The following is a 26,051-nucleotide window of genomic DNA, read 5'->3' on the forward strand; positions in this document are numbered from 1 at the left end:
CATTCTGAAACTGTTTCATCATCATTGGTATTATTCATGTCTCAACATCCTGTGATCCGTGATTTATTTGATCGCGAAAAAACAACTCCTGTTTTTGTAGCACCCATGGCAGGTGTAACGGATCGACCATTTAGAACCTTGTGTAAATATTTTGGTGCAGGACATGCAGTTAGTGAAATGATGACTTCTGACAAAACGCTGCGTATGAGCAAGAAAAGTCTCTACCGAGCCAACTTTGATGGTGAAATTGCTCCAATTTCAGCACAAATAGCAGGATCAGACCCACGGGATTTAGCTGAAGCTGCACGATATCAAGTGTCAAATGGTGCTCAAATCGTTGACATCAATATGGGTTGTCCAGCGAAAAAGGTGTGCAATAAATTAGCAGGTTCTGCACTGCTACAGGATGAAGACTTGGTAGCCAGAATTTTAGATGCGGTGGTCGAGGCAGTGGATGTCCCTGTAACACTTAAAACGCGCTTAGGATTTTTAAACGGACATGAAAATATTATGCGTGTGTCGAAGCGCGCAGAACAAGCGGGTATTGCAGCTTTAGCATTGCATGGTCGTACACGGGAAGATATGTATTTAAATACTGCACGTTATGATCTAATTAAAGAAGTGAAGCAAAATATCTCTATTCCAGTCATTGCAAATGGAGATATTGATAGCCCAGAAAAAGCCAAGTATGTATTAGATCATACTGGTGCTGATGCCGTGATGATTGGCCGAGCAGCACAAGGTCGTCCATGGATTTTTAGAGAAATTGCTCATTATTTAAAAACGGGACAGCCACTTGCAGCGCCATCGATTGCTGAAGTGAAAGAAGTTCTATTGGGACATCTGAATGAGCTATATGAATTTTACGGTGAGTATTCAGGCTGTCGCATTGCACGTAAACATATCGCGTGGTACACCAAAGGTCTCCACTCAAGTAATGAATTTCGTCAGAATATGTACAAAGTAGAAAGTACAGTGGAACAAGCCAAAGTCGTAGCCAATTATTTCGATTTACTTTTGTCAGAAGGGCAAATTATGAGTGATGTTCAAGTGGAATCTGTGGATTTATTAAAATCAGGTTGAGTTTCTATATGTCAGCACTCAACTGAGATAAGTTATTCATACATTCTACTGTTGAGATTCAAGAGGTTGTAAATTTACTTGAGAATCCGATTTTTTCTCTTCAGGAGATTGTTATTGATCTTAATTTAAAATTTGAGCATCTAACTGCTCAACATTATGTTGAGTGGACTGATCTTTATCTTGAGCATGTGAATAGCTGTCTATTCCAAATCCAATCGCCACAAGTGCTAATAATACAAAACCCATACTTTTCGCTACATAATTTAACAATTCATTGTAAATAAAAAAACTTCAGTTCGGTATGGGTTTTATCGATTATTTAAGCATCATATTGATCAATTTCTAATATGATTTGATTGATTAAATCAGGTGCTTCTAAAACTCTGATTTGATTTACATTACTTCCTGCCCAGAATGCACCAAAACTTTCATCTTTGTTGGTTAATGCTGCTGCATTTAGTTGTTTACCTAAATCATATGCATAAGGGTAGGGAGCAACTAACTCACGCTGAGGTAAATCTACGAGAGTTGACCAACTGTTGATTATCCCTCTCGCTGGTCGCCCAGAGATGCTTGATGTAATTTGAGTTAAAGGCTTACTTAATAATGCATTACGATAAGCTGCATTTGCAGCTGAACTCTTGCATTGTACAAATGCAGTACCGAGTTGTACGGCTGAAGCTCCGAGATTCATCATATATTTAGCTTGAAAGCCATTCATGATTCCACCAGCTGCTACGACAGGTATCTTGCAGGTAGGAACAAGTAATTTTATTAAATCTGCTGTTTTGATTGCACTGTCAAAATGCTCATTAAAAATACCACGGTGTCCTCCCGCTTCAATACCTTGTGCAATGATGATATCAATCCCAGCGTCTTCAATTGCTCTAGCTTCCGCTAAGTTCGTTGCTGATACCATCGTAATAATACCAGCCTCTTTGAGGGCAGCTATTTGATGTGCATGAGGTATCCCAAAGTGAAAACTCACCGCCTTAGGTCGAGTTTCTAAGACTAAATCTAAAAAATCATCATTATCTAAAAAACTGGGGTAAATACATTTTAATTCTTTGGGTGGTTCAGTATTAAAGTTATCAAAGTGGGGTTTTAGATAATTTATCCAGTTTTGATTACGTTCAGAATCAAGTTGAGCTGGTTTGTGGCAAAAGAAATTAACCTGAAAGGGTAAATCTGTTAATTTTTGAGTTGCAAAAATTTGTTGTCGAGCACTTTCGATACTGGCAGCACCTAAACCAAGAGACCCTAAACCACCTTGATTGGATACTTCAGCTGCCAGTTCTGGTGTGGATACCCCAGCCATTGGCGCCAAAAAAATGGGATGCTGAATGGATAATTGTTCGAGTAAAGACATAATCAAGCTCCATGATTTAATTTCACTTTGCACAATCATGATCGGAGAATCAAATTATATTCATTATTTAGTGCGAAAATGCAAAGCGTCAAACTGTGTCGCATGAATGATCAGCGACATTTAGTAGAATAAATAAACAATTATAATATTCGAAATCTCATTGTTTCCCCTTACATATATGTCTGATCGTATCCGTGAAAAATTACAGATTTTAGCTGATGCTGCCAAATATGATGTGTCTTGTTCCTCAAGTGGTAGTAACCGCAAGAACAAAGATAAAGGTCTTGGTAATACAGGTTCCGGAATTTGCCATAGTTATACCGAAGATGGTCGCTGTGTTTCATTATTAAAAATTTTATTCTCAAATGTCTGTATTTATGATTGTGCGTATTGTGTCTCTCGCCGTTCAAATGACGTAAAGCGAGCAGCATTTACCGTCCAAGAAGTGGTAGATCTGACCATTAATTTTTATCGTCGAAACTATATAGAAGGGTTATTTTTAAGTTCAGGAATTTTTAAATCCGCGGATTACACCATGGAGAGAATGCTTCAAGTCGTAAAAAAATTAAGACTGGAAGAAAATTTTAATGGGTACATTCATCTCAAAACTATTCCGGGCGCTTCGCAAGAAATTATTCATGAGGCTGGACTGTATGTCGATCGGATGAGCATTAACTTAGAAATGCCGACAGAAGAAGGCTTAGTGAAATTTGCACCTGAAAAGTCGCATGCAGAAGTGCAGAAAGATTTAGGTATTGTGAGAGACCGTTTGATTGAATTGAAAGATGAGAGAAAACTAATCAAGTCGGTTCCTAAATTTGTGCCTGCTGGTCAGACAACACAAATGGTGGTCGGTGCGCATCACGAAACAGATCGTGATGTAATCTTGATGGCTGACAAGCACTATAAAGATTTTAAATTAAAACGGGTGTATTACTCAGGATATATACCTATCAATCCAGAAGAGTCTGCTTTACCTGCTGTAGGTTCTGCACCGCCGTTATTGCGAGAAAATCGCTTATATCAATCAGATTGGTTAATGCGTTTTTATGGATTTGAAGCCAACGAAATTGTGGATGAAGCACATCCCAATTTAGATTTAGAGGTTGATCCTAAATTAGGTTGGGCTTTAAGACATCCAGAGCAGTTTCCAGTGGATATTAATACTGCTGAGTATAAAATGATTTTACGTGTTCCTGGCATTGGTGTGAGATCTGCTAAGAAAATTGTACAGGCTCGCCGTTTTGGAAAAATTCATATCGATCAGTTAAAGCGCTTAGGCGTTGCTTATAATCGTGCTCAACATTTTATTCGATGTGCTGATACACCTAAGTTTAAAAGAGAACAGCACGCTCATCAGATCCGCCAGCAAATTTTACAAAGTGGGCAATCAAAATATGTGAAACAACTGTCACCTCAACTAGGATTTGGGTTTTAAATGGCTGTGTATGTTTTTGATGGTACCATGACTGGGTTGCTGTGCTGTGTTTTTAGAGCTTTTCAATTCAAAGAGTTCGACGTAAAAGTTCAAACTGAAGGAAACGCTCACCAGAATTTATTTGATGAGTCAGTCCGAGTTTACAGTGAAGAAAAGCAAGCTGAACGAGTCTGGCAAGGTTTAAAATCTAAAATTTCTGCTTCAAGTTTGCGTAATTGGTATTTTACTTTTTTGTCTGAGCAGGAAGTGGCATATCAACATCTATTTGATTATTCCATTTATATCTTTAAGCACCAATATGCCGTTGAAAAAAATTTCGGTCATCGTGATGTTTTAGCGCTTGCACAATGGGCTAAACAAGTTGGTCGTGAAAAGCACCGAATGGAGGCATTTGTTCGCTTTAAAAAGTGTAAGGATGGTTTATTTTTATCATTAGTAAGACCAGATTTTAATGTTCTGCCTTTAATCTCTAAGCATTTCAAAGCACGTTATCAAGACCAGCGTTGGTTAATTTATGATGAAAAGCGACGCTACGGAATTTACTATGATTTGAAGCAAGTCCATCAAGTTAATTTGAATGCAGCCGAAATTGATCAAAATATCCATATAGGTTCTAGTCAATCATTCATGATTGAACTCGATGATCAAGAAGAGCTATATGATCAACTTTGGAAGGATTATTTTAAGAGTGTAAATATAGTGGCACGTGATAATCCTAAGTTGCATGTTCAATACGTACCTAAAAGGTATTGGAGATATATGAATGAAAAGCAGGTTTAGTACGATTTTCTAAAAATAAGTTATTGAATTTATTTGATAAAATATAATAAAAACAATTTTGTAAGAGTGTTTTAAATTTATACTACTAAAATGATTAATATTTTTTGATTATATTTCTTTAAGGGTTATTTACATAAGATATTGAATTATATATTTATATATATTGTTCTTAGATTGCATTGAAATTTAATTATACTTTATAGGTATATATTGGGTCATAAAATAAAATTATTTGTATTTTTAATATTCAAAATTAACTTATGAATTTTTAATTTTCATTTTTTTTTCTAAAAATATCAAAACTTAATTTTATATGAGTTAATTTTTATGACGATTCATATTTAGTCATCTCAGCCCAATTGAACTCTATAGATCTTTTTTTCTTAGACTAATAGTTAAGCCCGACTTTTTCATTCAAAAAGTGAATGTCACTAGAATTTCGACCTTTGAAATTATTTAACGCGCAATTCATTTTTGAGTGTGAAATTTATTGCATTTAACAATGGATTCACTTTTTTGAATTAGAAGGGTCTTCCATGGATATTCACGTTGATGAGCAATCTCAACCACCTAAGAAGCAAAAGTTTTATCAAATTTTATATGTTCAAGTCATCTTTGCAATTATTGCGGGTGTCACACTTGGACATTTTATGCCGGAGTTGGGGGCAAGTTTAAAACCTCTTGGCGATGCTTTTATTAAAATCGTCAAAATGATCATTGCACCCGTTATTTTCTTGACTGTGGTCACGGGTATTGCTGGTATGACGAATATGGGCGCAGTGGGGCGAGTGACGGGTAAAGCAATGGCTTACTTTTTAACTTTCTCTACGCTTGCGCTGATTGTGGGCATGATTGTTGCCAATCTTATTCAGCCGGGTAAAGGTCTTAATATCGATCCTGCTGCTTTAGAAGGTGACAAAGTTTCAACTTATGTTGAAAAAGCTCAGGATGCCTCTATTGTTGACTTCTTCATGAATATCATACCAAAGACTTTAATCAGTCCTTTGGCGGGTGGTGAGATTCTTCAGGTTTTATTTGTTGCTGTTCTATTTGGTTTAGCGCTTGCAGCGGTGGGTGAAAAAGGGAAACCAGTTACAGACTTCTTAACGACACTGACCGCTCCGGTATTTTACCTTGTCGGTATGTTGATGAAACTAGCTCCAATTGGTGCATTTGGTGCGATGGCGTATACGATTGGTGCTTTCGGTATTTCGAGTATTGGAAATTTACTATTATTAATCGTAACGTTCTATATTACTTCACTTTTATTTGTTCTGCTTATTCTGGGAGCAGTTGCACGATACAATGGATTTTCTATCATTGATCTCATCCGCTATATCAAAGATGAATTATGGTTAGTATTAGGCACGAGCTCTTCTGAAGCTGCACTGCCAACGCTGATGAATAAAATGGAAAAAGCGGGTTGTGAAAAGTCGGTCGTTGGTTTGGTCATTCCAACTGGATATTCATTTAATTTAGATGGTACAAATATCTATATGACGATGGCTGCTCTTTTTATTGCTCAAGCCTGTAATATCGATTTGACCATTTGGGAACAGCTCACAATTTTGTTGGTTGCGATGATTAGTTCAAAAGGGGCTGCAGGTGTAACGGGTGCGGGCTTTATTACTCTGGCAGCTACATTATCCGTCGTTCCAGCATTACCTGTTGCAGGGATGGCACTTATTTTAGGTATCGATCGTTTCATGTCTGAATGCCGCGCATTAACTAATCTTGTTGGCAATGCTTGTGCAGCAATCGTTGTAGCACGTTGGGATAATGCATTAGATAAAGAACAATTAGATGCAACTTTGAAAAAGAAAGTAGAGGCTTGACTTCACTTTTAATATCTAAATCTTAAGCCCATCTTCGGATGGGTTTTTATATAGATGATGCAGCATTTAACAAACTCAAAGTAAGCACATTAAGACTTATTATAAGAACAAACTTTGGTGACTTAGCTGATTTCAATCGGCTGAAATTTAATACTCCTTTCTTTTTCTTATTCTATTAAGTGGTTGTAATTGCACTATAGAAAGATAAAAACGCCCAATTGAAATTAGGCGTTCTCAAATATCGATATTTGCTGATTAGCAACCTGTAAGTTTTTCAGGCTGAGGCTTTTCATTCGGGAAAAATAGTGGACGAAGTTTCACACCTATACCATTACCAATAAAAGCGAAAATCAGCCATAACCACCCATGTAGACTGCCTGATGCAATGCCGCTGAAATAAGCACCGATGTTACAACCGTATGCTAATCGAGCGCCATAACCCAACATGATCCCCCCAATGACTGCTGCTAGAATTGAGCGTTTAGGGATATTGAGACTCGGTGCAAATTTTCCAGCGAGACCTGCTGCAAGTAAAGCGCCGAGCATGATGCCAAAATTCATCATAGAGGTGATATCAAACCACAACGAATTTGCTAAAGCTTTAGCATTTCCAGGTTGTTGCCAATAGTCCCAAGCTGTTACATCAATTCCGACTAATGTTGCACCTTTCGCTGCCCATACTGCGAGTGCAGATGTGACACCCCATGGGCGACCAGCCAATGCAAGCGTGGCGAAATTAAGCAGGGTGAGAATAATACCACCCCAAATTAAAGGCCATGGTCCCTTTAAGAAACGTTTCCAGCCTTGATGTGCTGCAACAGGTTCTTGTTCAAGCTGACCGTGGCGTTTTTTCTCGAAGTAGACTGTTGCTAATGCGATCAAACCAAATAGCACGAAATTGAGTATTAGCGCTGGAATAACACCAAAGCTTTGTACTACTGAAATAGGGGCTAAGTGTGGCAGTGCAAACCACCATTCAATATGTGAAGTAGCGATCAGTGAGCCTAAACAGAAAAAGAATAGAGTGATCAGCATACGTGAGCTTCCACCACCGACTGTATAGAGCGTCCCAGATGCGCAACCACCACCCAGTTGCATGCCAATTCCGAAAATAAATGCACCAATCATCACGGACATCGATACGGGATTGACGTTGCCTTTAACGGGTTGACCAAATAATTCACCTGCACCTAAAGCTGGGAAGAAGAGCAGCACTGCCAGTGCGAGCATAATCATTTGTGCACGTAAACCACGACCTTTGCGTTCTTTAATAAAAACGCGCCAGCTCGATGTAAAACCAAATGATGCATGGTAGAGCGTCATACCAAGCGCACCACCAATAAGGAATAACAGGGCTTGATTAATTCCCACAATTTGATAAGCACCAAGGGTGCCTACAATCAATAAAACAATAGCGATCCAGACCGATGAGTGTGATCGGTCAGATTGAGCTGCAATAATGGACATGAAGATAAGAAAAGCTGATAAAACACATCAGTATTTTAATTGATTGATTGTGGGTTGATAGTCCTACACTGCATTTATGCATTAAATGCTGATGAGTAATATTGATTTTATATATTTGTAATTCTTATATGTTAGCCGACATGTACATTAAACAGTGAGCCAATCCAACTTGAAAATGCCATCGCTGCGATTCCCCAAAGCGTAATTCGCAATGCAGATTTTACTTTAGACGTTCCAGCAAAATATCCAGATAAAGCCCCTAGAATAAATAACGCTAAAATGCAAAAAAAGGCAACACTGTATTCTAAATATGCAGGAGGACTGATCAGTATAGCGATCATAGGGCAAGCTGCACCTATTGAAAAGGCGGTGGCAGAAGACCAAGCGGCTTGAAAAGGTTGAGCTGTTGTATTTTCATGAATACCAATTTCATCGCGTGCATGTGCAGCTAACGCATCATGCTCGCTCAGTTGTATAGCAACTTGATGAGCAAGTTCGGGTGATAATCCTCTTTGTACATAAATATGCGTTAATTCTTTCAGTTCGATTTGTGGATTGCGTGCTAACTCACTTGCTTCAAACTTTAGATCAGCTTCTTCAATATCAGACTGAGATTTTACCGAAATATATTCACCAGCTGCCATGGACGTTGCGCCTGCAATCAAACCAGCAATACAAGTGATTAAAAGGGTATGTTGATTCGCGCCACTTGCTGCCATCCCCATGATTAAACTAGTGACTGAAATTATACCGTCGTTGGCACCAAGAACAGCAGCTCTTAACCAACCAGTGCGATGTATATAATGTGGTTCTGTATGATGTGAATAGCTCATAGGATTTTGTCTTATTATCTGAAAATGTTATTCAAAAAAGAGTTGTTATTCATACAGTATAGGCTTGATTCGTATCTTGGGGCTGTAAAATTGCTCTGTTAGAGAAAAAATTAAAGCCTCTAAAGAGGCTTTAATTGGTAGAACTCAAATTATTGTTGAGCTTTTTCTTTTACATTCGCTGCACCTTCTTCTACAGCTGCTGCTGCATTAGCAGTTGCTTCTTTAGCCGCTTCTGAAGCGTTGTGCGCAGCATTTTCAGCATGTGCAGCAGCATTATCTGCAGCTTGCGCTGTCGCATCAGCAGCATTGTCGACTGCAGTTGCAGTTGATTGAGCTGCATCTTCAGTCGCATTCTGAATATCTGCACCTGCTTGTTCAGCGGCATTTTCTAAATGTTCACCAGTTGTCGCGCCAGTTTCAGGAGCTTTATCCTTATTACACCCAACCAAAGCAACTGTAGCAGCAAGACCTAAAGCAACAAGAATCTTATTCATTTTATCTTCCTTTTTTAATTCAATGATTATCCAAGTAGCATGGATGAGAACAATATAAGCAGATTTTAAATAAAGTTTTATTCAAAAATTGTAAAGATAATATTGGCTTATAAAAAAGCCCCGAGAAAGAGTTTTCTCAGGGCTACACTTTAATGCGGTATGTTAAGGCTGAAATTACTGTCCAGAACGAATAATGTAATCAAACGCTGACAGTGATGCTTTCGCGCCTTCACCAGTGGCAATGATGATTTGTTTATAAGGTACTGTTGTACAGTCACCCGCAGCAAATACACCTTTTACATTGGTTTCGTTGCGATCGTTAATCACAATCTCACCACGGTTGGTTAACTCAACTTGGGTTTCTTTTAAGAAATCCGTGTTGGGTAACAAACCGATTTGTACGAAAATCCCCGCCAATTCGACAGTGTGTTCTTCATCCGTCGCACGATCTTTGTATTTCAGTGCAGTGACTTGTTTGCCATCACCCACAACTTCTGTAGACAACGCATTTTTGATGACAGTCGTATTTGGCAAGCTGTTGAGTTTGTCTTGTAATACTTGGTCAGCACGCAGCTTAGTATCAAACTCAACTAAAGTGACATGCTCAACAATACCCGCAAGGTCAATTGCCGCTTCAACACCAGAGTTACCACCACCGATCACAGCCACACGTTTACCTTTGAACAATGGGCCATCACAGTGTGGGCAGTACGCAACACCACGTGTTTTGTATTCTTGCTCACCTGGTACATTCATTTCTCTCCAACGTGCACCTGTAGACAGGATGACCGTTTTCGATTCAAGTTTTGCACCATTCTCTAAAGTCACTTCGACTAAACCGTTGGCAGTTTCATCTGCACCTTTAATGTCAGACACACGTTGTAGGTTCATGATGTCGACACCGTATTCACGAACATGTGCTTCCATTTCAGCCGCAAACTTAGGACCTTGCGTCTTTTGCACTGATGTAAAGTTTTCAATATCCATGGTGTCCATGACCTGACCACCCATGCGCTCAGCAACGATCCCCGTACGGATACCTTTACGAGCGGCATAGATTGCAGATGTGTTACCTGCAGGACCACCACCGATCACAAGCACGTCAAATGCGTCTTTGGCATTGAGCTTTTCAGCATCTTTCGCAGCAGAATTAGTATCAAGCTTCGCAACAATCTCTTCCAATGTCATACGACCTTGACCGATATGTTCGTTGTCTTGGAACACCATTGGTACAGCCATGATTTTGCGTTCTTCAACTTCGTCTTGGAAGAATGCACCATCAATCATGGTTGCTGTTGTGCCAGGGTTGTAGATTGCGATCAAGTTAAGTGCTTGAACCACATCTGGACAGTTATGACAGCTTAAAGATACGAATACATCAAAGTCAGATTTGATTTCTAAAGCTTTGATGGATGCCAATACTTCATCAGATACTTTTGGTGCATACCCAGAAGTTTGTAGCAATGCCAAAATCAAAGAAGTGAACTCATGACCCATTGGTAAACCTGCGAAGAAGACACGCGGCTCTTCACCTGCTTTTGCAATACCAAAGCTCGGCGCACGTTTATTTTGACCATCAAAACGAGCTGTGACGAATGGAGAAAGTGCAGCCACCTCTTCCACAAGTTCTTTGATTTTTGCAGATTTGTCTGAATCATTTAAAGTCGCAACCAATTCGATTGGACCTTCAAGGCGTTCTAAAAGCGTTTTTAATTGAGCTGAAGTATTTTGATCTAACATTGCTAACGTCTCCAAAGGAGTAATAATTCATTCGATACAGGTATACTAAGATAACTGATTGAATAGATAAAACAGTTTGTTTTTATAAATTCAATCGGAAAAATAAATTTTATCAAGATCATTGATGTTGATGTATGAAAATATTGAGTTAAAACTTGAATTTTCAAGTATAAAAGCAATTTAAATTCAGATATTTACATTGAAATTATTGTAATAGATATGAGCGAGGACCAATTATGACCTTAGAAAGAGGTATTTATAAACACTATAAAGGACAACTTTATCAGGTTCTTCATGTAGCGACGCATAGTGAAACTCAAGAAAAGCTTGTGGTCTATCAATGCCTTTATGGAGATTATTCAATATGGGTAAGGCCATTATCGATGTTTACGGAAAGCATTTATCTAGAAGATGATGATCGTGAAATTGAACGTTTTAAAATGATTCAAAAATTATGATGATTGTCATAGTAAAGACTTTATCTTTGATTAGTTTATAGAAATCGATTCAATGAGAATATGTCATGAATGCTGAATTTCTAAGTCAAATGCAAAGTTTATATCAGCAGTTAATTCAACATGATGCATATCAAACTGATCGCGATCTGAGATATCGAAATATAAAACCAGAATCTGCCCATTATATTTCGATGCTTATTAAGATCCAGACCTCTAAACGAATTCTTGAAATAGGAACTTCGACAGGATATTTAACATTATGGATGGCGGAGTCGGTTTCGGATCATCAGGGTCGAGTGACGACGGTTGATATAAACTCAAAAAGAACAGCACTTGCGACTCAGTACGCCAAACAGTTTAGTTTAGGTCACCTTATTGATTTTATCAGCAGTGATGCAATTGATTTATTAATTAATGAAGGCGATGTGTATGACTTAATTATCTTAGATGCGAATCGACATGCATATCCTGATTATTGGCAATATTTAAAAAAGGTACTACATCCTGAACATGGCGTAATACTTGTAGATAAAGTGATTTCCCATGCTGCTGAAATACAAAGCTTTTTAAAGGATGTAAAGGCTGATCCTGATTTTTGCACGATGACGCTGAATATTGGGTGTGGATTATTGATGATTACGCGGAATTGATGGTGATTGAGAATTTGATGGATTGAACACAAAAAAACCACGCAAAGCGTGGTTTTTTTAGTGCTATCTAATAAATTAGATTTTACCAACTAGATCGATTGAAGGAGCAAGAGTTGCATCGCCTTCTTTCCATTTAGCAGGGCAAACTTCGCCTGGGTGAGCGTGAACGTATTGAGCTGCTTTAACTTTACGAAGAAGTTCTTGAGCATCACGACCGATACCACCAGCGTTGATTTCAACGATTTGGATTTTACCTTCTGGGTCGATTACGAAAGTACCACGGTCAGCAAGACCAGCAGATTCGATTAGAACTTCGAAGTTTTTAGAAAGAGTCCAAGTTGGATCGCCGATTAATGGGTATTGGATTTTACCAATTACGTCAGAAGTGTCGTGCCAAGCTTTGTGAGTGAAGTGAGTGTCAGTAGAAACACCGTAGATTTCCACGCCTAATTTTTGGAATTCAGCGTAGTTGTCAGCAAGGTCACCAAGTTCAGTTGGGCAAACGAAAGTGAAGTCAGCAGGGTAGAAAAATACTACAGACCATTTGCCTTTAAGATCAGCTTCAGTCACGTCTACGAATTGACCGTTGTGGTAAGCTGTAGCTGCGAATGGTTTAACTTCAGTATTAATTAAGCTCATCATTGTCTCCATGATTGAGGTTAGTCTTTAATTTTCAATTAGAGTATCGAACTTTCGTTCTGTGCTGAAATGGTATTTTTACATTACAAAAATCGGAAAAACCGAATTATGTAAATTGATTGCCATTTAAGTTTGTCATCTGTCTTCCTTGTAACACATCAAAATGATGTATTCGTGACAGGATGAGAAAATTTCACATGCCTACCAACATGAAGACACTGAAGTGAAAATTCAAGGGTAAATATTAAAAAAAACATCATTATTTTGGATTTAGTTTTTCAAAAATATAAAAAGCCACATGAAAATTTCAAAAATTGTATGAATTGTCACATAACGCGGCTGACTTGTTTCTATTTCAACATAAGATCATTTTAAGCTTTATATTCTCATTTAATCTAAAAAAATAGTCCGATTCAGATTTGGGATAATCTTTGAAAATGAGTAGAATAAAGCGTTTCGTAATTGGTATAGGGCTAAAACTTGGCGACGATAGGGTTAAATGTAGAACAAATGGTGATGGCACGAGATCTTCATCGTTTAAATCGACTACGCAAAGGAAAAGATGCCAATGAAAAGCAATATCAAGAACTTTTTGAAAAATCAAATTTAAAAGTACAACAGCGTATTCAACGCATTCCTAATATCAAACTTAATCAAGATTTACCTGTTACCCAATATGCAGACAAATTGATTGAGGCCATTCAAAAACATCAGGTCATTATCGTTGCGGGTGAAACAGGTTCAGGTAAAACAACTCAGCTTCCTCAGATAGCCATGCTTGCGGGGCGTGGTTTAACAGGGTTAATTGGTCATACCCAGCCACGACGATTAGCTGCGCGCAGTGTATCGCAACGTATTGCAGAAGAGGTGGGTGAAAAACTCGGTGAGTCTATTTCATTTAAAGTAAGGTTTAACGAACAGGGTTCACAGGACTCTATCGTTCGTTTAATGACAGATGGTATTTTGCTGGCTGAATTGGCTCATGATCGTTTCTTAACCAAATATGACACCATTATTATTGATGAAGCACATGAGCGCTCGCTCAATATTGACTTCATCATGGGCTATTTAAAACAGCTCTTGCCACGTCGTAAAGATCTTAAAGTCATCATCACATCTGCAACTTTAGACGTTAATCGTTTTTCAAGTTACTTCAATAACGCACCGATCTTTGAGGTTGAAGGTCGTAGTTTTCCTGTAGAAGTGCGTTATCGTCCGATCTCTGAAATGAGTATTGTAGGGAGTGATGATGATGAGTTTGATGACTTTGAAGAAAACCTACCGCGCGCAGTAGTATCAGCTGTTGAAGAATGTTTCAAAGATGCACAGGAAAAAGGTCATCCTGAACACGCAGATATTTTGATTTTTGCCAGTACGGAACAAGAGATTCGTGAGCTACAGGAAACTTTAATCAAACATGGACCTCGTCATACAGAAGTTCTACCTTTGTATGCGAGACTAGCGTTATCTGAACAACAAAAGATTTTTAATCCTGCTGGTGGTGGAAGGCGTATCATTATTGCCACCAACGTTGCGGAAACTGCATTGACCGTTCCAAACATACGTTACGTCATTGATAGTGGCTTTGCACGTATCTCTCGTTATAACTACCGTTCGCGTGTTCAGCGTTTACCGATTGAAGCGATTTCTCAAGCAGCAGCCAATCAGCGTAAAGGTCGTTGTGGTCGTATTGCACCGGGTGTGTGTATTCGACTGTATTCAGAAGAAGACTTTTTAAGTCGTCCCGAATTTACTGAACCTGAAATCAAACGTACTAATTTGGCATCTGTTATTTTGCAGATGCAGAGTTTAGGTCTTGGAACACTCGAAGATTTTGACTTTATTGAACCGCCTGATCATCGTCTCGTCAATGATGGTCGTAAACTGCTGATTGAACTCGGGGCGATGACGGAAAAGAGTAATCCTTCTCGTGTGGCTAAAACAGCCTCATCTTTAGATAAAGGTGGACTTCAAGGCAAAGGCGATTCTCTCACCAAAATTGGTCAACAAATGGCAAAAATGCCAATTGATCCAAGACTCGCACGTATGATTTTGGGGGGTGCTCATTTTGGGGCGCTCAATGAAGTATTGATTATCGTGGCAGCGTTAGCTGTTCAGGATCCAAGAGAGCGTCCTGCTGATAAACAAATGCAAGCGGATCAGAAGCATGCCTTGTTTCGTGAAGCCGACTCTGACTTTCTATTCTATCTCAAATTATGGGATGCGTTGGTTGCAAATCGGGAGATGAGTGAAAATAAGCGTCGCACATTTGCACGTAATCATTTCTTGAGTTGGTTACGCTTGAGAGAATGGAAAAAAACACATGAGCAACTGGTTGATCTTGCTCAAGGCTTAAAGCTTTCTTTTAATGAAAAGAAAACCAGTTACGAAAATCTTCACAGAGCTTTACTCACGGGACTATTGTCATTCATTGCAAATAAAACAGATGAACGCAATGTATTCATGGCAGTGCGTCAACAAAAGGCACGTATATTTCCTGCATCAACCTTACACAAAACCAATACACCATGGGTCATGGCATTTGAGATGGTAGAAACCTCTCAGGTGTATTTACGAACACTGGCAAAAATTGAGCCTGAGTGGATTTTGCTAGCTGCACGTGATTTAGTGAAACATCATTACTTTGAACCGCATTGGTCGAAAAAAGCAGGTGTAGTTAACGCATATGATCAAATTTCACTGTTTGGTTTGATTATTGAACCTAAGCGTCAAATCAATTATGAAAAGGTCGATCAAACTGCGGCGCATGAAATTTTCCTTCGCGATGCTTTAACGACGGGTCATCTGGGGATTACACCACCATTTTTAAAACATAACTTGCTTAAACTAGAAGAAGTTGAGCGAGTTGAAGACAAATTGCGTCGTCGTGATTTGGTGGTAGACGAAGAGACGATTTATCAGTTTTATGCAGCAAAAGTGCCTGAAGATGTCGCGAGTCGGCGTAGTTTTGAAGATTGGCGTGCAACAGTTGAGCCTCAAAATCCACGTTATTTGTTCATCGATGACGATGCTTTGTGGCTTAACGATCGTCCAACCACCCAACAGTTCCCTGATTACTTACGTAATGGGGACCTTCGTTTAGCGGCAAGTTATCGATTTGACCCAAGTCATGATGAAGATGGTGCGACGGTCAAGATTCCACTACAGGCCCTGCCACAAGTAGATGAAAACTTATGGTCATGGGGCATTCCAGGTTGGCGTCTTGATTTGATTGAAGCACTATTAAAAGCTCTTCCAAAAGATAAGCGTCGTGGCTTGGTACCTATACCAGATAATGCGCGTAAACTGATGTCCAAAATAGATGCGCAAGATTTACAAAAGCATATTTTTAGTTTTTTAGCTTTTCAATTGAGAGGCGAACAGATCACTGAAAAAGATTTTAATGTAGATCGAATTGAACAATATCTTTTACCGCTCATTAAAGTCATCGATGAAAAAGGACGAGTGATTGAGCAAGGTCGCGATTTATCTGAATTAAAAGCACGCTGTCGTACTGAAACGCATAGTCCAGTCAAGCAGTTAAAAGGTGAGTATCAAACTTTCCCTGAGCATTTTGTGTTTGAAGCATCGCAAAAAGTCACAGGTGTCGTCGTCAAACAATATCAAGCACTTGTACCAAGCAAGGAATTTTCTAAGCTTGAGCAAAAGGATGAGTCAGGTGTTGTCATTCAAACGTTTAATGATCAGCACGAAGCAATACGCCATCATCGTGCTGGTATTATTCGCCTGATTCATATGCAGCTAGGTGATTTGATTCGACAGCTTAAAAAACAAATCTCTAAACCACTCGCATTAGCCTATTCCCCTTTAGGTGATAAAGCTCAGTTAGAACAAATGTTAGTTTACGCAACATTGCAAATAGCTTTAGAGAAAGAGCCTGTAGATGCGCAAGATTTCCAAACCATTTTACAAGCTGTTAAGCAGTCTTTCTTGACGCATGGTCAAAAGGTCTTGGCTGCCTTTAATGACATTTATGTACAATGGCAACAAATTCGACGCGAGTTGATGATGATTGATGCCAATGTATTTGGTAAAAATATCGATGATATTGAAGATCAACTTGATCTAATGAGTTTAGCGGATTTTGCTTATAGTAAATCTGTAGACGTGTGGATTGAATTTCCACGCTATCTTAAAGCTTTATTGATCAGGATTGATCGTTTGCCTCATAATCTCAAACGAGATGATGATGCGATTGCTCAAGTCGATCCTTGGATGGATAAATTATTTAAATATAAAAATGATCAGAAATTGAAAGAGTTATATTTTATGGTTGAAGAACTGAGAATCTCATTATTCTCTCAACCGATGAAAACCAAGATGCCAATTTCGCCAAACCGTATTCAAAAAGTATGGGAACGTCTCGGAATCAGTTAATATAGCTCTAATTTGAAATATTGAGTTACTCAAAAAAGGAGTTTTGCATGGGCATTCGTATTACAGGCACTGGCTTATTCCATCCTGAACATGTCATCACCAATGAAGAATTGGTTGAAAGTTTAAATGCTTATGTAGAAAAGTTTAATCAAGAGAATGCTGAAAAAATTGCTGCGGGCGAAATCGAAGCACGCCGTGGTTCAAGTGCAGAATTTATTGAGAAGGCTTCAGGTGTTAAAGCACGTTATGTTGTAGAGAAGGAAGGCGTATTAGATCCTAATCGTTTACGTCCAAACTTAGCAGAACGATCAGATGATGAAATTTCACTTCAAGCTGAGTGGGGTGTGATCGCTTCAAAACAAGCAATGGAAAATGCCGGTGTAACTGCTGAAGACATTGATGTTGTAATATTGGCTTGTTCAAATATGCAACGTGCATATCCTGCGGTTGCTATTGAAATTCAAACTGCATTAGGCATTCAAGGTTATGCTTATGATATGAATGTTGCTTGTTCTGCTGCAACATTTGGCTTAAAACAAGCTTATGATGCGATCAAGTCTGGTGCTCGTCGTGTGCTCTTGGTCAATGTGGAAATCACATCAGGTCATACAGATTATCGTTCACGTGATTGTCATTTCATTTTTGGTGATGTAGCGACAGCTTCAATTATTGAAGATACAGATTCTAAAACTGGATTCGAAATTTTAGATACGCAATTGTTTACGCAATTCTCTAATAACATTCGTAATAATTTTGGTTTCTTGAATCCAAGTGAAACAACCAACGCGGATGATAAACGCTTCCGTCAAGATGGTCGTAAAGTGTTTAAAGAAGTATGTCCATTGGTTGCGAAAATGATTACAAAGCAACTTGAGAAAAACCAAATCGAACCGACGAATGTTAAACGTTTCTGGTTACATCAAGCCAATGCCAGCATGAACGAGTTAATTTTAAAGCTGGTTGTGGGTAAAGCTGCTGCTGAAGCAGATCCGGACTTAGTTCCAATCATTTTAGACGAGTTTGCAAACACTTCTTCAGCTGGTGTCATCATTGCGTTACATCGAACTGCTGATCAAGTGAATGATGGTGAATACGGCGTATTATGTTCATTTGGTGCGGGTTATTCTGTTGGTTCGATACTGGTTCAGAAGCGAGTAGCTTAATTAGATAAAGAGATGTTCAATGGAAAATAAAGCATTGCAAATCCAACACCATTCTAAAATGATCCGATATGGTAGTTTATTGCAACGTTTTTATTTTAAACCGACCTTTCTTGGTGTTGAACATCTCAATGCTGATCGACCTGCCATGTATGTGGGTAATCATACAATTTATGGCGTATTTGATACGCCAATTTTGATTGATTATCTATATACAGAGCACAAAATTAAAATTGTGAGTTTAGGTGATCACATTCATTTCAAAATACCGTATTGGAAAGATATGGTTCATAAAATGGGTGCAATTGAGGGTCTAAGAGAATACGCCAGAGATGCAATGCAACAAGGATACTCTATCCTAGTGTTTCCAGGTGGTGGACGTGAGGTAGTAAAGCGCAAAGGGGAAGAATATCAACTCATATGGAAAGAGCGCTACGGATTCTTAAAGTTAGCTCAAGAATTTGACTACGACATTGCACCTTTTGTAGCTGTAGGTGGTGATGAAGTATTCGATTTGGCACTTGATGCCAATTATTTGCTTGAAAAAAAGTGGTTTAAAAAGCTTTTAGCTGTACCTAAAATTGGCAAATTACTCCGTCAAGGTGATGTCTTGCCTTCAATACCCAAAAATATTATTCCTAAAAGAGTCCCATTCTATTTCAAGTTTTTACCACGACAATCAATCTCAAATATCAAAACAGAAGAGGATTTGATTGAATTCAGAGATCAATTGCAGCAAACGATTTACGAAAATATTGCATCAACGCAGTTGATACGAGATAGACAAGATTAAATCCTAGAAAATTATACTTGTTAATCTAATTATATTGTTGATTATAAAAATATTTTTAAAATAATATAAAAAAAATAAATTAGTGCTTTCTATTTTATATCAATTAGGTATATTATTTTAATGTAAATATTCAGTTTACTAAGCCCAAAGATTGTACTCCTCCTTGGGCTTTTTTTTATCTCAGAATAATAATAGGCGTATGAGCGCGATTTTCACTTTTTTAAATTCACACAAATTAAGATTGAAAATCAAAGTTGATTTTTTGGAACAAAATGCAACTATAGTTGGTTTTTGAAAAATTAATAAAAACAGAATGTTATTTATATTTTTCAGCATGCTATCAAAATAATTCTAATTTTGTAATTGCAAAATGTATGCTTCTACGACTTAGAGGTTCATAAAGAAATTTTGCATAAGTGCTTTTTTTTTGTACATTTAAAACTCAAAAACAAAATAACACAGAGGGATTATGTCACTACAAGGAAAAACACTGTTCATTACAGGTGCAAGCAGAGGTATCGGTCGTGAGATTGCACTTAAAGCTGCAAAAGATGGTGCAAATATTGTGGTTGCTGCAAAAACGAGCACTGAACATTCGAAACTCAGTGGTACGATTCATTCTGTTGCAAAAGAAATAGAAGCAGCTGGTGGGAGAGCATTAGCGATCCAACTTGATGTACGAGATCAAGATGCTGTCGCAGCCGCAATGAAACATGCTGCTGAACATTTTGGTGGTATAGATGTCCTCATTAATAACGCTGGTGCGATTAATTTGAGTGGGGTTGAAACGCTTGATCCAAATCGTTTTGATCTTATGTATCAAGTTAATACTCGAGCCGTTATGGTCTGTAGTCAAGCTGCCTTGCCTTATTTAAAACAAAGTCAAAATCCACACATTCTTAGTCTCTCTCCACCTTTAAATTTAAAAGAATCGTGGTTTGCGGTTCATTCTCCTTACACCATCAGTAAATATGGCATGAGTATGTTGACCATGGGAATGAATCAAGAATTCGAACGTTATGGGATAAGTGTTAATGCCTTGTGGCCTAGAACCATTATTGCAACTGCAGCGATTGAGTTTTCTCTCGGTGGACGTGAGTTATTTAGCAAGGCTCGGATACCGGCAATCATGGCTGAAGCAGCCTATGCAATCTTGACGAGTGAGAAACGTTCGATCACGGGTCGTATGATGATCGATGAAGAGATATTAAGAGAGAAAGGTGAAACTGATTTCGAAAAATATCGAGTTGAGCCATCAGATGAGGAATTGATGGTCGATTTATTTGTTGATCCATAAATGAGAAAGCCCAACATTGTGTTGGGCTTTATTATTTATACTAGATTATCGTAATGCAGTAAGGTTGACATCCTTTTGATACATCTCGATCTGCATGACTTGTTCAGTTAAGAATGCTTTACGTTGGTCATTGCTCGGATGACTTGCGAATAAGGTTGATTGATCTTTATTCATTTTACGTTTGTTGAGATTAGCTTCGAATTTATCCCAAAATGAGAGTGCTGCATTGTGATTGTAGCCCGCTCTCACCATCAAATCTAAACCAATCAAATCAGCTTCTTCTTCTAGATGACGGTGATGAGACATATTGGTTTGATTGCCTGATAAACCACTTGCAAGCCCGATGGCAGCCCCAGTTCCCATGGTTGCACCCATTAGACCTAAATTCATTGCTGCGAAACGAGAAGCCTTTTCACGACTATGATTACGGATAATGTGTGCCATTTCATGCGCAATTAGGGTGGCTAACTCGTCATCAGATAAGTTTTCAAACATATATACAGCCGAATTAACTACAATTTGCCCACTTTGAAAGGATTGGGCATTCGGTTTGCTGCTGAGCACACCGTTAATTCGCCATTGAATTGGTTGACGACCTTCACGTAAATATTGATTAGCATGTGGGATTAAACGTGCCAAAATTTGATTTAAGCGTGGATCTTCAAGATATAAAGACTTAGTCTTCGCTTTCTTTTCAAATTTATTATAGCTACGATTTGAAATTTTATTCCAAGCTGATTCCGGAATAATCATGAGTTGTTTACGTTCGGAAGCTACAGTGCCTAATGATGTGGTTGAAACACAGCCAGTCGTGATTAATGCAATTGAACTTATAATACCAAACGCGAAGGATTTCATAATTACACCTTAATGATGGGATATTATTTGAGATCTAACTTGATTTTTAATAGCTAGATTTTGTGTTTAATTATTGTTCAATATTTAGATTAATTAAACAAACATTATTTTAACTATTAATTTGAACGAATTAATATCATGGTGGTTATAATGAGATTTTAGTCACATTAATATTTATTAATTCGTTATTTTATTATTTAGATAAATTATTTTATTTATATATATTTTGTATTTTATTATACTTTAATTATATTATTGGTGGTTGGATTAATATTTATTAAAATTAATAGTATATATAAATCAGTAATTTATGTTTTATTATTGTTTTTTTAAATATTTAAGTGTGATTCTGTTTCTTAATTTAATTTAATATGAGAATAAATTCTCACTATTTTAGTTGAATATTGACAAATAACTCATAACGAAATATTTTGGAATTCCATTCAAGGCTATTAAAAATTAATTCTTATATTGTGAAGTTTTTCTTACATTGAGTTGGTGTATTTTGTGATTTAATTCTCAAATATTATCGTTGGGTATTTTAATTAAATTTGGGTGGATTAATTATGTGATTTATAACCACGAATTTTTTTGATCACAGTGTTATAAGGCCTGTTTGATTTTTGATAAGGTCTGAGCATCATTAATATGCGCATGCTGCTTATCCTAGCCAATCGATACAACAGAACACTTTAAGATAAATTCCTCTAAACTTATTTTGTCTTCAGTCAATATGAGTGTATTAATTCGCTCAATTTTAAAGGTGTTTAACCTGAACTTGAGTTTTCAGTACTCGTCATTCAATCGCATCGTACTTTGAAAGAATGATTAATCTTGATGTTGAGTACTCGGTGAATCAAATGAGGGTTTCTTTCGTGGTTCGAGTAAAGTCTCAATCACAAACGGTGTGCCAAGGTGATCAACAGAAATATTTAAAGAATTCCAACGGAATAATGAGATTTTTTGCGATATAAAGTTCATGTTAGTGCGAGTACAAATGTATGAGCGATCTCGAGTGACGATTGGCGTTGAAGCGGCATTTGTTTTATCACGCTTTCTTAATTCATTCTTTGAACTTTGAACGACTAGACAGGAACTGATACAGTCAATATGAATAAGTGGTTTAAGGGTAGTTTATTGCTTGGTTCTTTGGTGAGTAGTTTTGCATTTGCAGATTTTCTACCACCAGATCAAGCATTTCAATTTGAGGCAGTATCAGTCAGTCATCATCAAGCTGAACTAAAATGGAAGATCGCAGATGGTTACTATCTCTATCATGATCAAATCAAAGTTTCAGACATTCAAGGTCCTGTAAAGTTATCTCTACCACGCCCAAAAGAGAAAGATGATCCAAACTTTGGTATGACCCAAGTGCATTATCAGGATGTAATCAGCAATATTCCAGTCAAACCAAATCAAGAATTTAAGATTCAATGGCAAGGATGTGCTGAAAGTGGTTTATGTTATCCGATTCAAAGAACAACGATAACAACTGACAGCACAGGTTTATTCCCAGCGCAGCAAACTACACAAGCTAAGAAAGTTTTAAATCTCAAAGAAATTTCAGCGGCATCTAATGGAGTTGTAAATACTCGAGATGCACAAGAAAATGCTTCACCAAAAACAGAAACACAACTCATTTCAAAGGATAATAATACATTCTCAGATCGTAAAAATTTTAACGCTACTGCGCTTGAGCGAGATAAAACCGAATTTGGGGAAAATAATTTAATCAGTGAGGATCAATCCACACTAGATGCAAATTTATCTAAAGAAAATCTGAATAGGCCAGCGAGCTTTTCGAGTGTATGGAACAACGATCAATTTTTTTTAAATTTGCTCTCTCAACAAAGTGTATGGCTTAATTTATTGGTGTTTTTAGGACTTGGAATATTGTTGGCATTCTTGCCTTGTTCATTGCCCTTAATTCCGATTTTATCAGGCATTCTTGTGCAAAATCACAGAGGTTATCGTGCCGCGGTAATAGCTTTTATTTTTGTCACAGGGATGGCTATCGTTTATGCGTTAATGGGATTCGTTGTTTCTCAACTGGGCTATAGTTTTCAGCGTTGGTTTCAAAGTCCGATCTTCATCAGTATTTTTAGTCTCCTGTTTATTATTTTTGCCCTTAATCTTTTTGGTGCATTTCAAATCTCTTTACCTCAAGGAATGTTACAACGCTTAGATCTTTGGCAACAAAAACAAAAAGGCGGAACATTGATCGGTGCAGGACTCATGGGGATGATTTCTGCACTGATAGTTGGACCCTGCATGAGTGCTCCGTTGGCTGGAGCATTGATATTTGTCTCACAGATGAACCAACCTTTATTAGGGGCGACTTATCTTTTTGTTTTGGGCATTGGGATTGGTTTGCCGCTTTTTATTGCGGCAGTTTTCGGGACGCATTTTTTACCTAAACCTGGGGTATGGATGGATCGACTCAAGGTCTGTTTTGGTTTCGTGATGTTGCTTGTGGCCATTTATTTTGTACGGCCACTTATTCCAACCAGTATTTATCAAATTCTGATGGGTCTTTTACTTCTTGGATTCGCTGTATATTTACTCTGGAAAATGCGACCTTATGTCGAAAAAATAGTGGTTAAAAGCATCATCATATTACTCAGTCTTGGCATGATGTTTTTAGGAGTGAATTATGTGCAGCAAGGGTATACGCACTCGCTTGTAACGCAGGCCAAAACATTACATACATGGCATAAAGTCAACTCTGCCGCGCAGCTTTCAAATGTTTTGAAAGCAAATCAAAGTAAAGCCGTAGTAATTGATGTTTACGCAGATTGGTGTGTTGCATGTCAACCGATAGAAAAAGAGGTACTTCCGCGTGAAGATGTTCAAGCCAAACTCAATGAGTTGGTTTTAATTAAATTAGATCTCACTCATTTTGAACCAAGCCAAGATGAACTGTTAAAAAAATGGCAAATTTTAGGACCGCCTACATTTATTTTTTTAAATACGCAACATGATGAAATACGTGATCTGCGCTTAACTGGCACTTTTACTGCAACGCAGTTATTAAATCGATTGCAGGAACAATCTGTCGAGATGGTTCAGTAATGATTTCATTTGATGGGATTCAACTTGGATCATTCATGTTTCCATGGGTTTTATTGATTCTATTCAGTGGGATACTGTTCATCAGTATCCTGATCAATGTTTTAGGTTATCACTATAAATGGACAGATACCCAAATCAAAATCAGTAAAGATTCAGTGTGGACAAGCATCATTATTGGAGCAGTTGCCGCTAGAGTCATCTTTGTTATGTTCTATTGGGAGATTTATATTGAAAATCCTTTAGATATACTCAAAATCCAAGATAAAGGATTTAGCTTATGGAGTGGATTATTCTTCGGTGGGCTAAGCTATATCATTCTCAATCGAAGCTTACGAACAAAAATGAAAATCATTTTAGTTGGGGTGTTTTTATTTTGGGTAGCGATTGGTGTAATGATAAAAACTCAATACAAGGTTGAAAGTTATTATCCTGATCTAAGTTTTCAGATACTCCCAACTGATCATAGTGAAAATAAGAATGAAGGGTATTTCACAGATTTTTTGGGTCAGCCTACAGTCGTTAATTTGTGGGCGAGTTGGTGCCCGCCATGTCATAGAGAGATGCCAATACTTTTTCAAGCACAAAAGGCTCATCCCAATATTCATTTTGTGATGCTCAATCAAGGTGAAGATATCACAACGGTTCAAAACTATTTACAAAAACACAGCTTCAACTTTAAAAATGTCAGACTTGATGTAAATGGGGAAATGCCCAAGCAGAGCAATAGTTTTGGCTTGCCAACTACATTGTTTTACGATGAAAAAGGTAAATTGGTGGATAGACATATGGGTGAGTTAAGCGCTGCAAAATTGCAAGAATATTTAATTAAAATGACAGCTGAGTAGAGCTAAAGGTTATGAAAGATATAAATAAATTAATATTGTTGTCTAGCGTATTTTTAATAAGTAGCGTCAGTTATGCGGATTTAAAAAAGCAGATTTCAGCAGAGGGCTTTGAGTTTGTAAAAGAAATTCCAGCACCAGCAGGTATGACAGGATGGGCAGGGCATATGAACCAACATCCAGGCACGGTTTTTATTTCTAATGATTAGAAATATTACATTATGGGTGATTTATATAATGCTCAAGGTGAAAATATTTCTATTGAAGCATTAAATACACATGTCAAAGATGCCGTATTAGATGATGTATGAAAGAGCATTGAAAAGTCGACTTGGATTCAAGATGGTGAAAATACAGCAGCACGCGTTGTTTATGTATTTTCAGATCCTAACTGCCCATATTGCCATCAATTTTGGGAAGCTGCACGACCATGGGTAAACTCGGGAAAAGTTCAACTTCGACATATACAAGTTGGTGTAATTCGAGAAGAAAGTCGAGGGCAGATTGCCACCATACTTAACTCAAGTGATCCTGCTAAAGTATTTAATGACTACAATAAAAAGAAAGGTAAAGAGCGATTAGTTGTTACGCAAAATATATCAAAATCTTTACATGAAAAAAACGACTATAACGAGTCACTCATGGATAAATATGGATTTTTTTCCACGCCAGCTATGGTATGGAAAAATCAACAAGGAGAGTTCAAGTCTATGCAAGGAATGGCAAAAGACTTGCAAGAAGTTTTTGAAAAATAGAATTTTTTGGTCTTTAGTACTCTTGAATACAAAACTTTAAAATTTAATACATGGTCATTTACATGGAGAATATGATCGTATTTGAGTCTC

The 26,051-nt window shown here is 37.7% G+C and carries 20 protein-coding genes and 1 pseudogene; 13 read left to right on the forward strand and 8 right to left on the reverse strand.

Annotated features, from left to right (window positions below; genetic code table 11):
* Window positions 1-36: 36 nt before the first annotated feature.
* Complete coding sequence (gene dusB, locus AC1M9B_RS07055; protein ID WP_481608845.1) at window positions 37-1,083, forward strand: tRNA dihydrouridine synthase DusB; 1,047 nt, start codon at window positions 37-39, stop codon at window positions 1,081-1,083.
* A 120-nt stretch (window positions 1,084-1,203) separates the two neighbouring features.
* On the opposite strand, the gene AC1M9B_RS07060 is transcribed toward dusB, so the two are convergent.
* Complete coding sequence (locus AC1M9B_RS07060; RefSeq protein ID WP_481608846.1) at window positions 1,204-1,329, reverse strand: hypothetical protein; 126 nt, start codon at window positions 1,327-1,329, stop codon at window positions 1,204-1,206.
* A gap of 73 nt (window positions 1,330-1,402) precedes the next feature.
* Window positions 1,403-2,452, reverse strand: a complete 1,050-nt coding sequence (locus AC1M9B_RS07065) for an NAD(P)H-dependent flavin oxidoreductase (protein ID WP_092767188.1) — start codon at window positions 2,450-2,452, stop codon at window positions 1,403-1,405.
* 178 nt (window positions 2,453-2,630) lie between these two features.
* On the opposite strand from AC1M9B_RS07065, the gene AC1M9B_RS07070 reads away from it, so the two are divergent.
* The 3 genes from AC1M9B_RS07070 to AC1M9B_RS07080 all read left to right on the forward strand — a co-directional run bounded on the left by AC1M9B_RS07070 (window position 2,631) and on the right by AC1M9B_RS07080 (window position 6,505).
* Complete coding sequence (locus AC1M9B_RS07070; protein ID WP_180028409.1) at window positions 2,631-3,890, forward strand: putative DNA modification/repair radical SAM protein; 1,260 nt, start codon at window positions 2,631-2,633, stop codon at window positions 3,888-3,890.
* A complete protein-coding gene (locus AC1M9B_RS07075) occupies window positions 3,891-4,670 on the forward strand; it encodes a TIGR03915 family putative DNA repair protein (RefSeq protein ID WP_481597344.1) in 780 nt (259 codons plus the stop codon).
* Window positions 4,671-5,206: 536 nt separating this feature from the next.
* A complete protein-coding gene (locus AC1M9B_RS07080) occupies window positions 5,207-6,505 on the forward strand; it encodes a dicarboxylate/amino acid:cation symporter (protein ID WP_481608847.1) in 1,299 nt (432 codons plus the stop codon).
* A gap of 255 nt (window positions 6,506-6,760) precedes the next feature.
* Here AC1M9B_RS07080 and AC1M9B_RS07085 read toward each other — a convergent pair whose 3' ends face one another.
* The 4 genes from AC1M9B_RS07085 to ahpF form a co-directional block, all read right to left on the reverse strand.
* On the reverse strand, window positions 6,761-7,972 hold the full coding sequence (locus AC1M9B_RS07085) for a YeeE/YedE family protein (RefSeq protein ID WP_481608848.1): 1,212 nt from the start codon (window positions 7,970-7,972) through the stop codon (window positions 6,761-6,763).
* 131 nt (window positions 7,973-8,103) lie between these two features.
* Complete coding sequence (locus AC1M9B_RS07090; protein ID WP_180028406.1) at window positions 8,104-8,805, reverse strand: VIT1/CCC1 transporter family protein; 702 nt, start codon at window positions 8,803-8,805, stop codon at window positions 8,104-8,106.
* A gap of 149 nt (window positions 8,806-8,954) precedes the next feature.
* Complete coding sequence (locus AC1M9B_RS07095; protein ID WP_035265393.1) at window positions 8,955-9,299, reverse strand: hypothetical protein; 345 nt, start codon at window positions 9,297-9,299, stop codon at window positions 8,955-8,957.
* 174 nt (window positions 9,300-9,473) lie between these two features.
* Window positions 9,474-11,039, reverse strand: coding sequence for an alkyl hydroperoxide reductase subunit F (gene ahpF, locus AC1M9B_RS07100; protein WP_481590248.1), 1,566 nt, complete (start codon window positions 11,037-11,039; stop codon window positions 9,474-9,476).
* Window positions 11,040-11,275: 236 nt separating this feature from the next.
* Here ahpF and AC1M9B_RS07105 point away from each other — a divergent pair, with 236 nt between their 5' ends.
* Both AC1M9B_RS07105 and AC1M9B_RS07110 read left to right on the forward strand, forming a co-directional pair.
* Entirely contained in the window at window positions 11,276-11,497 is a 222-nt protein-coding gene (locus AC1M9B_RS07105) for a DUF1653 domain-containing protein (RefSeq protein WP_481608849.1), read from the forward strand.
* Between the two features lie 65 nt (window positions 11,498-11,562).
* Complete coding sequence (locus AC1M9B_RS07110; protein ID WP_481608850.1) at window positions 11,563-12,147, forward strand: O-methyltransferase; 585 nt, start codon at window positions 11,563-11,565, stop codon at window positions 12,145-12,147.
* A gap of 75 nt (window positions 12,148-12,222) precedes the next feature.
* Here AC1M9B_RS07110 and ahpC read toward each other — a convergent pair whose 3' ends face one another.
* A complete protein-coding gene (gene ahpC, locus AC1M9B_RS07115) occupies window positions 12,223-12,786 on the reverse strand; it encodes an alkyl hydroperoxide reductase subunit C (protein ID WP_035270191.1) in 564 nt (187 codons plus the stop codon).
* Between the two features lie 510 nt (window positions 12,787-13,296).
* On the opposite strand from ahpC, the gene hrpA reads away from it, so the two are divergent.
* The 4 genes from hrpA (at window position 13,297) to AC1M9B_RS07135 (ending at window position 20,434) form a co-directional block, all read left to right on the forward strand.
* Complete coding sequence (gene hrpA / locus AC1M9B_RS07120; RefSeq protein ID WP_481608862.1) at window positions 13,297-17,184, forward strand: ATP-dependent RNA helicase HrpA; 3,888 nt, start codon at window positions 13,297-13,299, stop codon at window positions 17,182-17,184.
* Between the two features lie 47 nt (window positions 17,185-17,231).
* Complete coding sequence (locus tag AC1M9B_RS07125; protein ID WP_035270185.1) at window positions 17,232-18,347, forward strand: beta-ketoacyl-ACP synthase III; 1,116 nt, start codon at window positions 17,232-17,234, stop codon at window positions 18,345-18,347.
* Window positions 18,348-18,366: 19 nt separating this feature from the next.
* A complete protein-coding gene (locus AC1M9B_RS07130) occupies window positions 18,367-19,137 on the forward strand; it encodes a lysophospholipid acyltransferase family protein (RefSeq protein WP_481608851.1) in 771 nt (256 codons plus the stop codon).
* Window positions 19,138-19,606: 469 nt separating this feature from the next.
* Window positions 19,607-20,434 (forward strand): SDR family oxidoreductase, encoded by an 828-nt coding sequence (locus AC1M9B_RS07135; protein WP_481608852.1) that lies wholly within the window; start codon window positions 19,607-19,609, stop codon window positions 20,432-20,434.
* Between the two features lie 45 nt (window positions 20,435-20,479).
* Here AC1M9B_RS07135 and AC1M9B_RS07140 read toward each other — a convergent pair whose 3' ends face one another.
* Window positions 20,480-21,292 (reverse strand): M48 family metallopeptidase, encoded by an 813-nt coding sequence (locus AC1M9B_RS07140; RefSeq protein ID WP_481608853.1) that lies wholly within the window; start codon window positions 21,290-21,292, stop codon window positions 20,480-20,482.
* Between the two features lie 1,110 nt (window positions 21,293-22,402).
* Here AC1M9B_RS07140 and dsbD point away from each other — a divergent pair.
* The 3 genes and pseudogenes from dsbD to dsbG all read left to right on the forward strand — a co-directional run bounded on the left by dsbD (window position 22,403) and on the right by dsbG (window position 25,961).
* The gene (dsbD, locus tag AC1M9B_RS07145) at window positions 22,403-24,364 is read left to right on the forward strand and encodes a protein-disulfide reductase DsbD (RefSeq protein WP_481608854.1); all 1,962 of its coding nucleotides are present in this window, start codon (window positions 22,403-22,405) and stop codon (window positions 24,362-24,364) included.
* Window positions 24,364-25,209 (forward strand): prolipoprotein diacylglyceryl transferase family protein, encoded by an 846-nt coding sequence (locus AC1M9B_RS07150; RefSeq protein ID WP_481608855.1) that lies wholly within the window; start codon window positions 24,364-24,366, stop codon window positions 25,207-25,209. Before dsbD ends, AC1M9B_RS07150 begins: the two co-directional genes overlap by 1 nt.
* 20 nt (window positions 25,210-25,229) lie before the next feature.
* A pseudogene (gene dsbG / locus AC1M9B_RS07155) lies at window positions 25,230-25,961 on the forward strand (thiol:disulfide interchange protein DsbG).
* Window positions 25,962-26,051: the final 90 nt, after the last annotated feature.

The organism is Acinetobacter sp. ANC_7513, assembly GCF_056779915.1.

Coding starts and splice junctions, on each gene's coding strand:
- AC1M9B_RS07125 (WP_035270185.1), top strand. CDS start 17,232: ATGGGCATTCGTATTACAGGCACTGGCTTATTCCATCCTGAACATGTC.
- AC1M9B_RS07095 (WP_035265393.1), bottom strand. CDS start 9,299: ATGAATAAGATTCTTGTTGCTTTAGGTCTTGCTGCTACAGTTGCTTTG.
- ahpC (WP_035270191.1), bottom strand. CDS start 12,786: ATGAGCTTAATTAATACTGAAGTTAAACCATTCGCAGCTACAGCTTAC.
- ahpF (WP_481590248.1), bottom strand. CDS start 11,039: ATGTTAGATCAAAATACTTCAGCTCAATTAAAAACGCTTTTAGAACGC.
- AC1M9B_RS07105 (WP_481608849.1), top strand. CDS start 11,276: ATGACCTTAGAAAGAGGTATTTATAAACACTATAAAGGACAACTTTAT.
- AC1M9B_RS07060 (WP_481608846.1), bottom strand. CDS start 1,329: ATGGGTTTTGTATTATTAGCACTTGTGGCGATTGGATTTGGAATAGAC.
- dusB (WP_481608845.1), top strand. CDS start 37: ATGTCTCAACATCCTGTGATCCGTGATTTATTTGATCGCGAAAAAACA.
- AC1M9B_RS07085 (WP_481608848.1), bottom strand. CDS start 7,972: ATGTCCATTATTGCAGCTCAATCTGACCGATCACACTCATCGGTCTGG.
- AC1M9B_RS07090 (WP_180028406.1), bottom strand. CDS start 8,805: ATGAGCTATTCACATCATACAGAACCACATTATATACATCGCACTGGT.
- AC1M9B_RS07135 (WP_481608852.1), top strand. CDS start 19,607: ATGTCACTACAAGGAAAAACACTGTTCATTACAGGTGCAAGCAGAGGT.
- AC1M9B_RS07140 (WP_481608853.1), bottom strand. CDS start 21,292: ATGAAATCCTTCGCGTTTGGTATTATAAGTTCAATTGCATTAATCACG.
- AC1M9B_RS07080 (WP_481608847.1), top strand. CDS start 5,207: ATGGATATTCACGTTGATGAGCAATCTCAACCACCTAAGAAGCAAAAG.
- AC1M9B_RS07070 (WP_180028409.1), top strand. CDS start 2,631: ATGTCTGATCGTATCCGTGAAAAATTACAGATTTTAGCTGATGCTGCC.
- AC1M9B_RS07150 (WP_481608855.1), top strand. CDS start 24,364: ATGATTTCATTTGATGGGATTCAACTTGGATCATTCATGTTTCCATGG.
- AC1M9B_RS07075 (WP_481597344.1), top strand. CDS start 3,891: ATGGCTGTGTATGTTTTTGATGGTACCATGACTGGGTTGCTGTGCTGT.
- hrpA (WP_481608862.1), top strand. CDS start 13,297: ATGGTGATGGCACGAGATCTTCATCGTTTAAATCGACTACGCAAAGGA.
- dsbD (WP_481608854.1), top strand. CDS start 22,403: ATGAATAAGTGGTTTAAGGGTAGTTTATTGCTTGGTTCTTTGGTGAGT.
- AC1M9B_RS07130 (WP_481608851.1), top strand. CDS start 18,367: ATGGAAAATAAAGCATTGCAAATCCAACACCATTCTAAAATGATCCGA.
- AC1M9B_RS07065 (WP_092767188.1), bottom strand. CDS start 2,452: ATGTCTTTACTCGAACAATTATCCATTCAGCATCCCATTTTTTTGGCG.
- AC1M9B_RS07110 (WP_481608850.1), top strand. CDS start 11,563: ATGAATGCTGAATTTCTAAGTCAAATGCAAAGTTTATATCAGCAGTTA.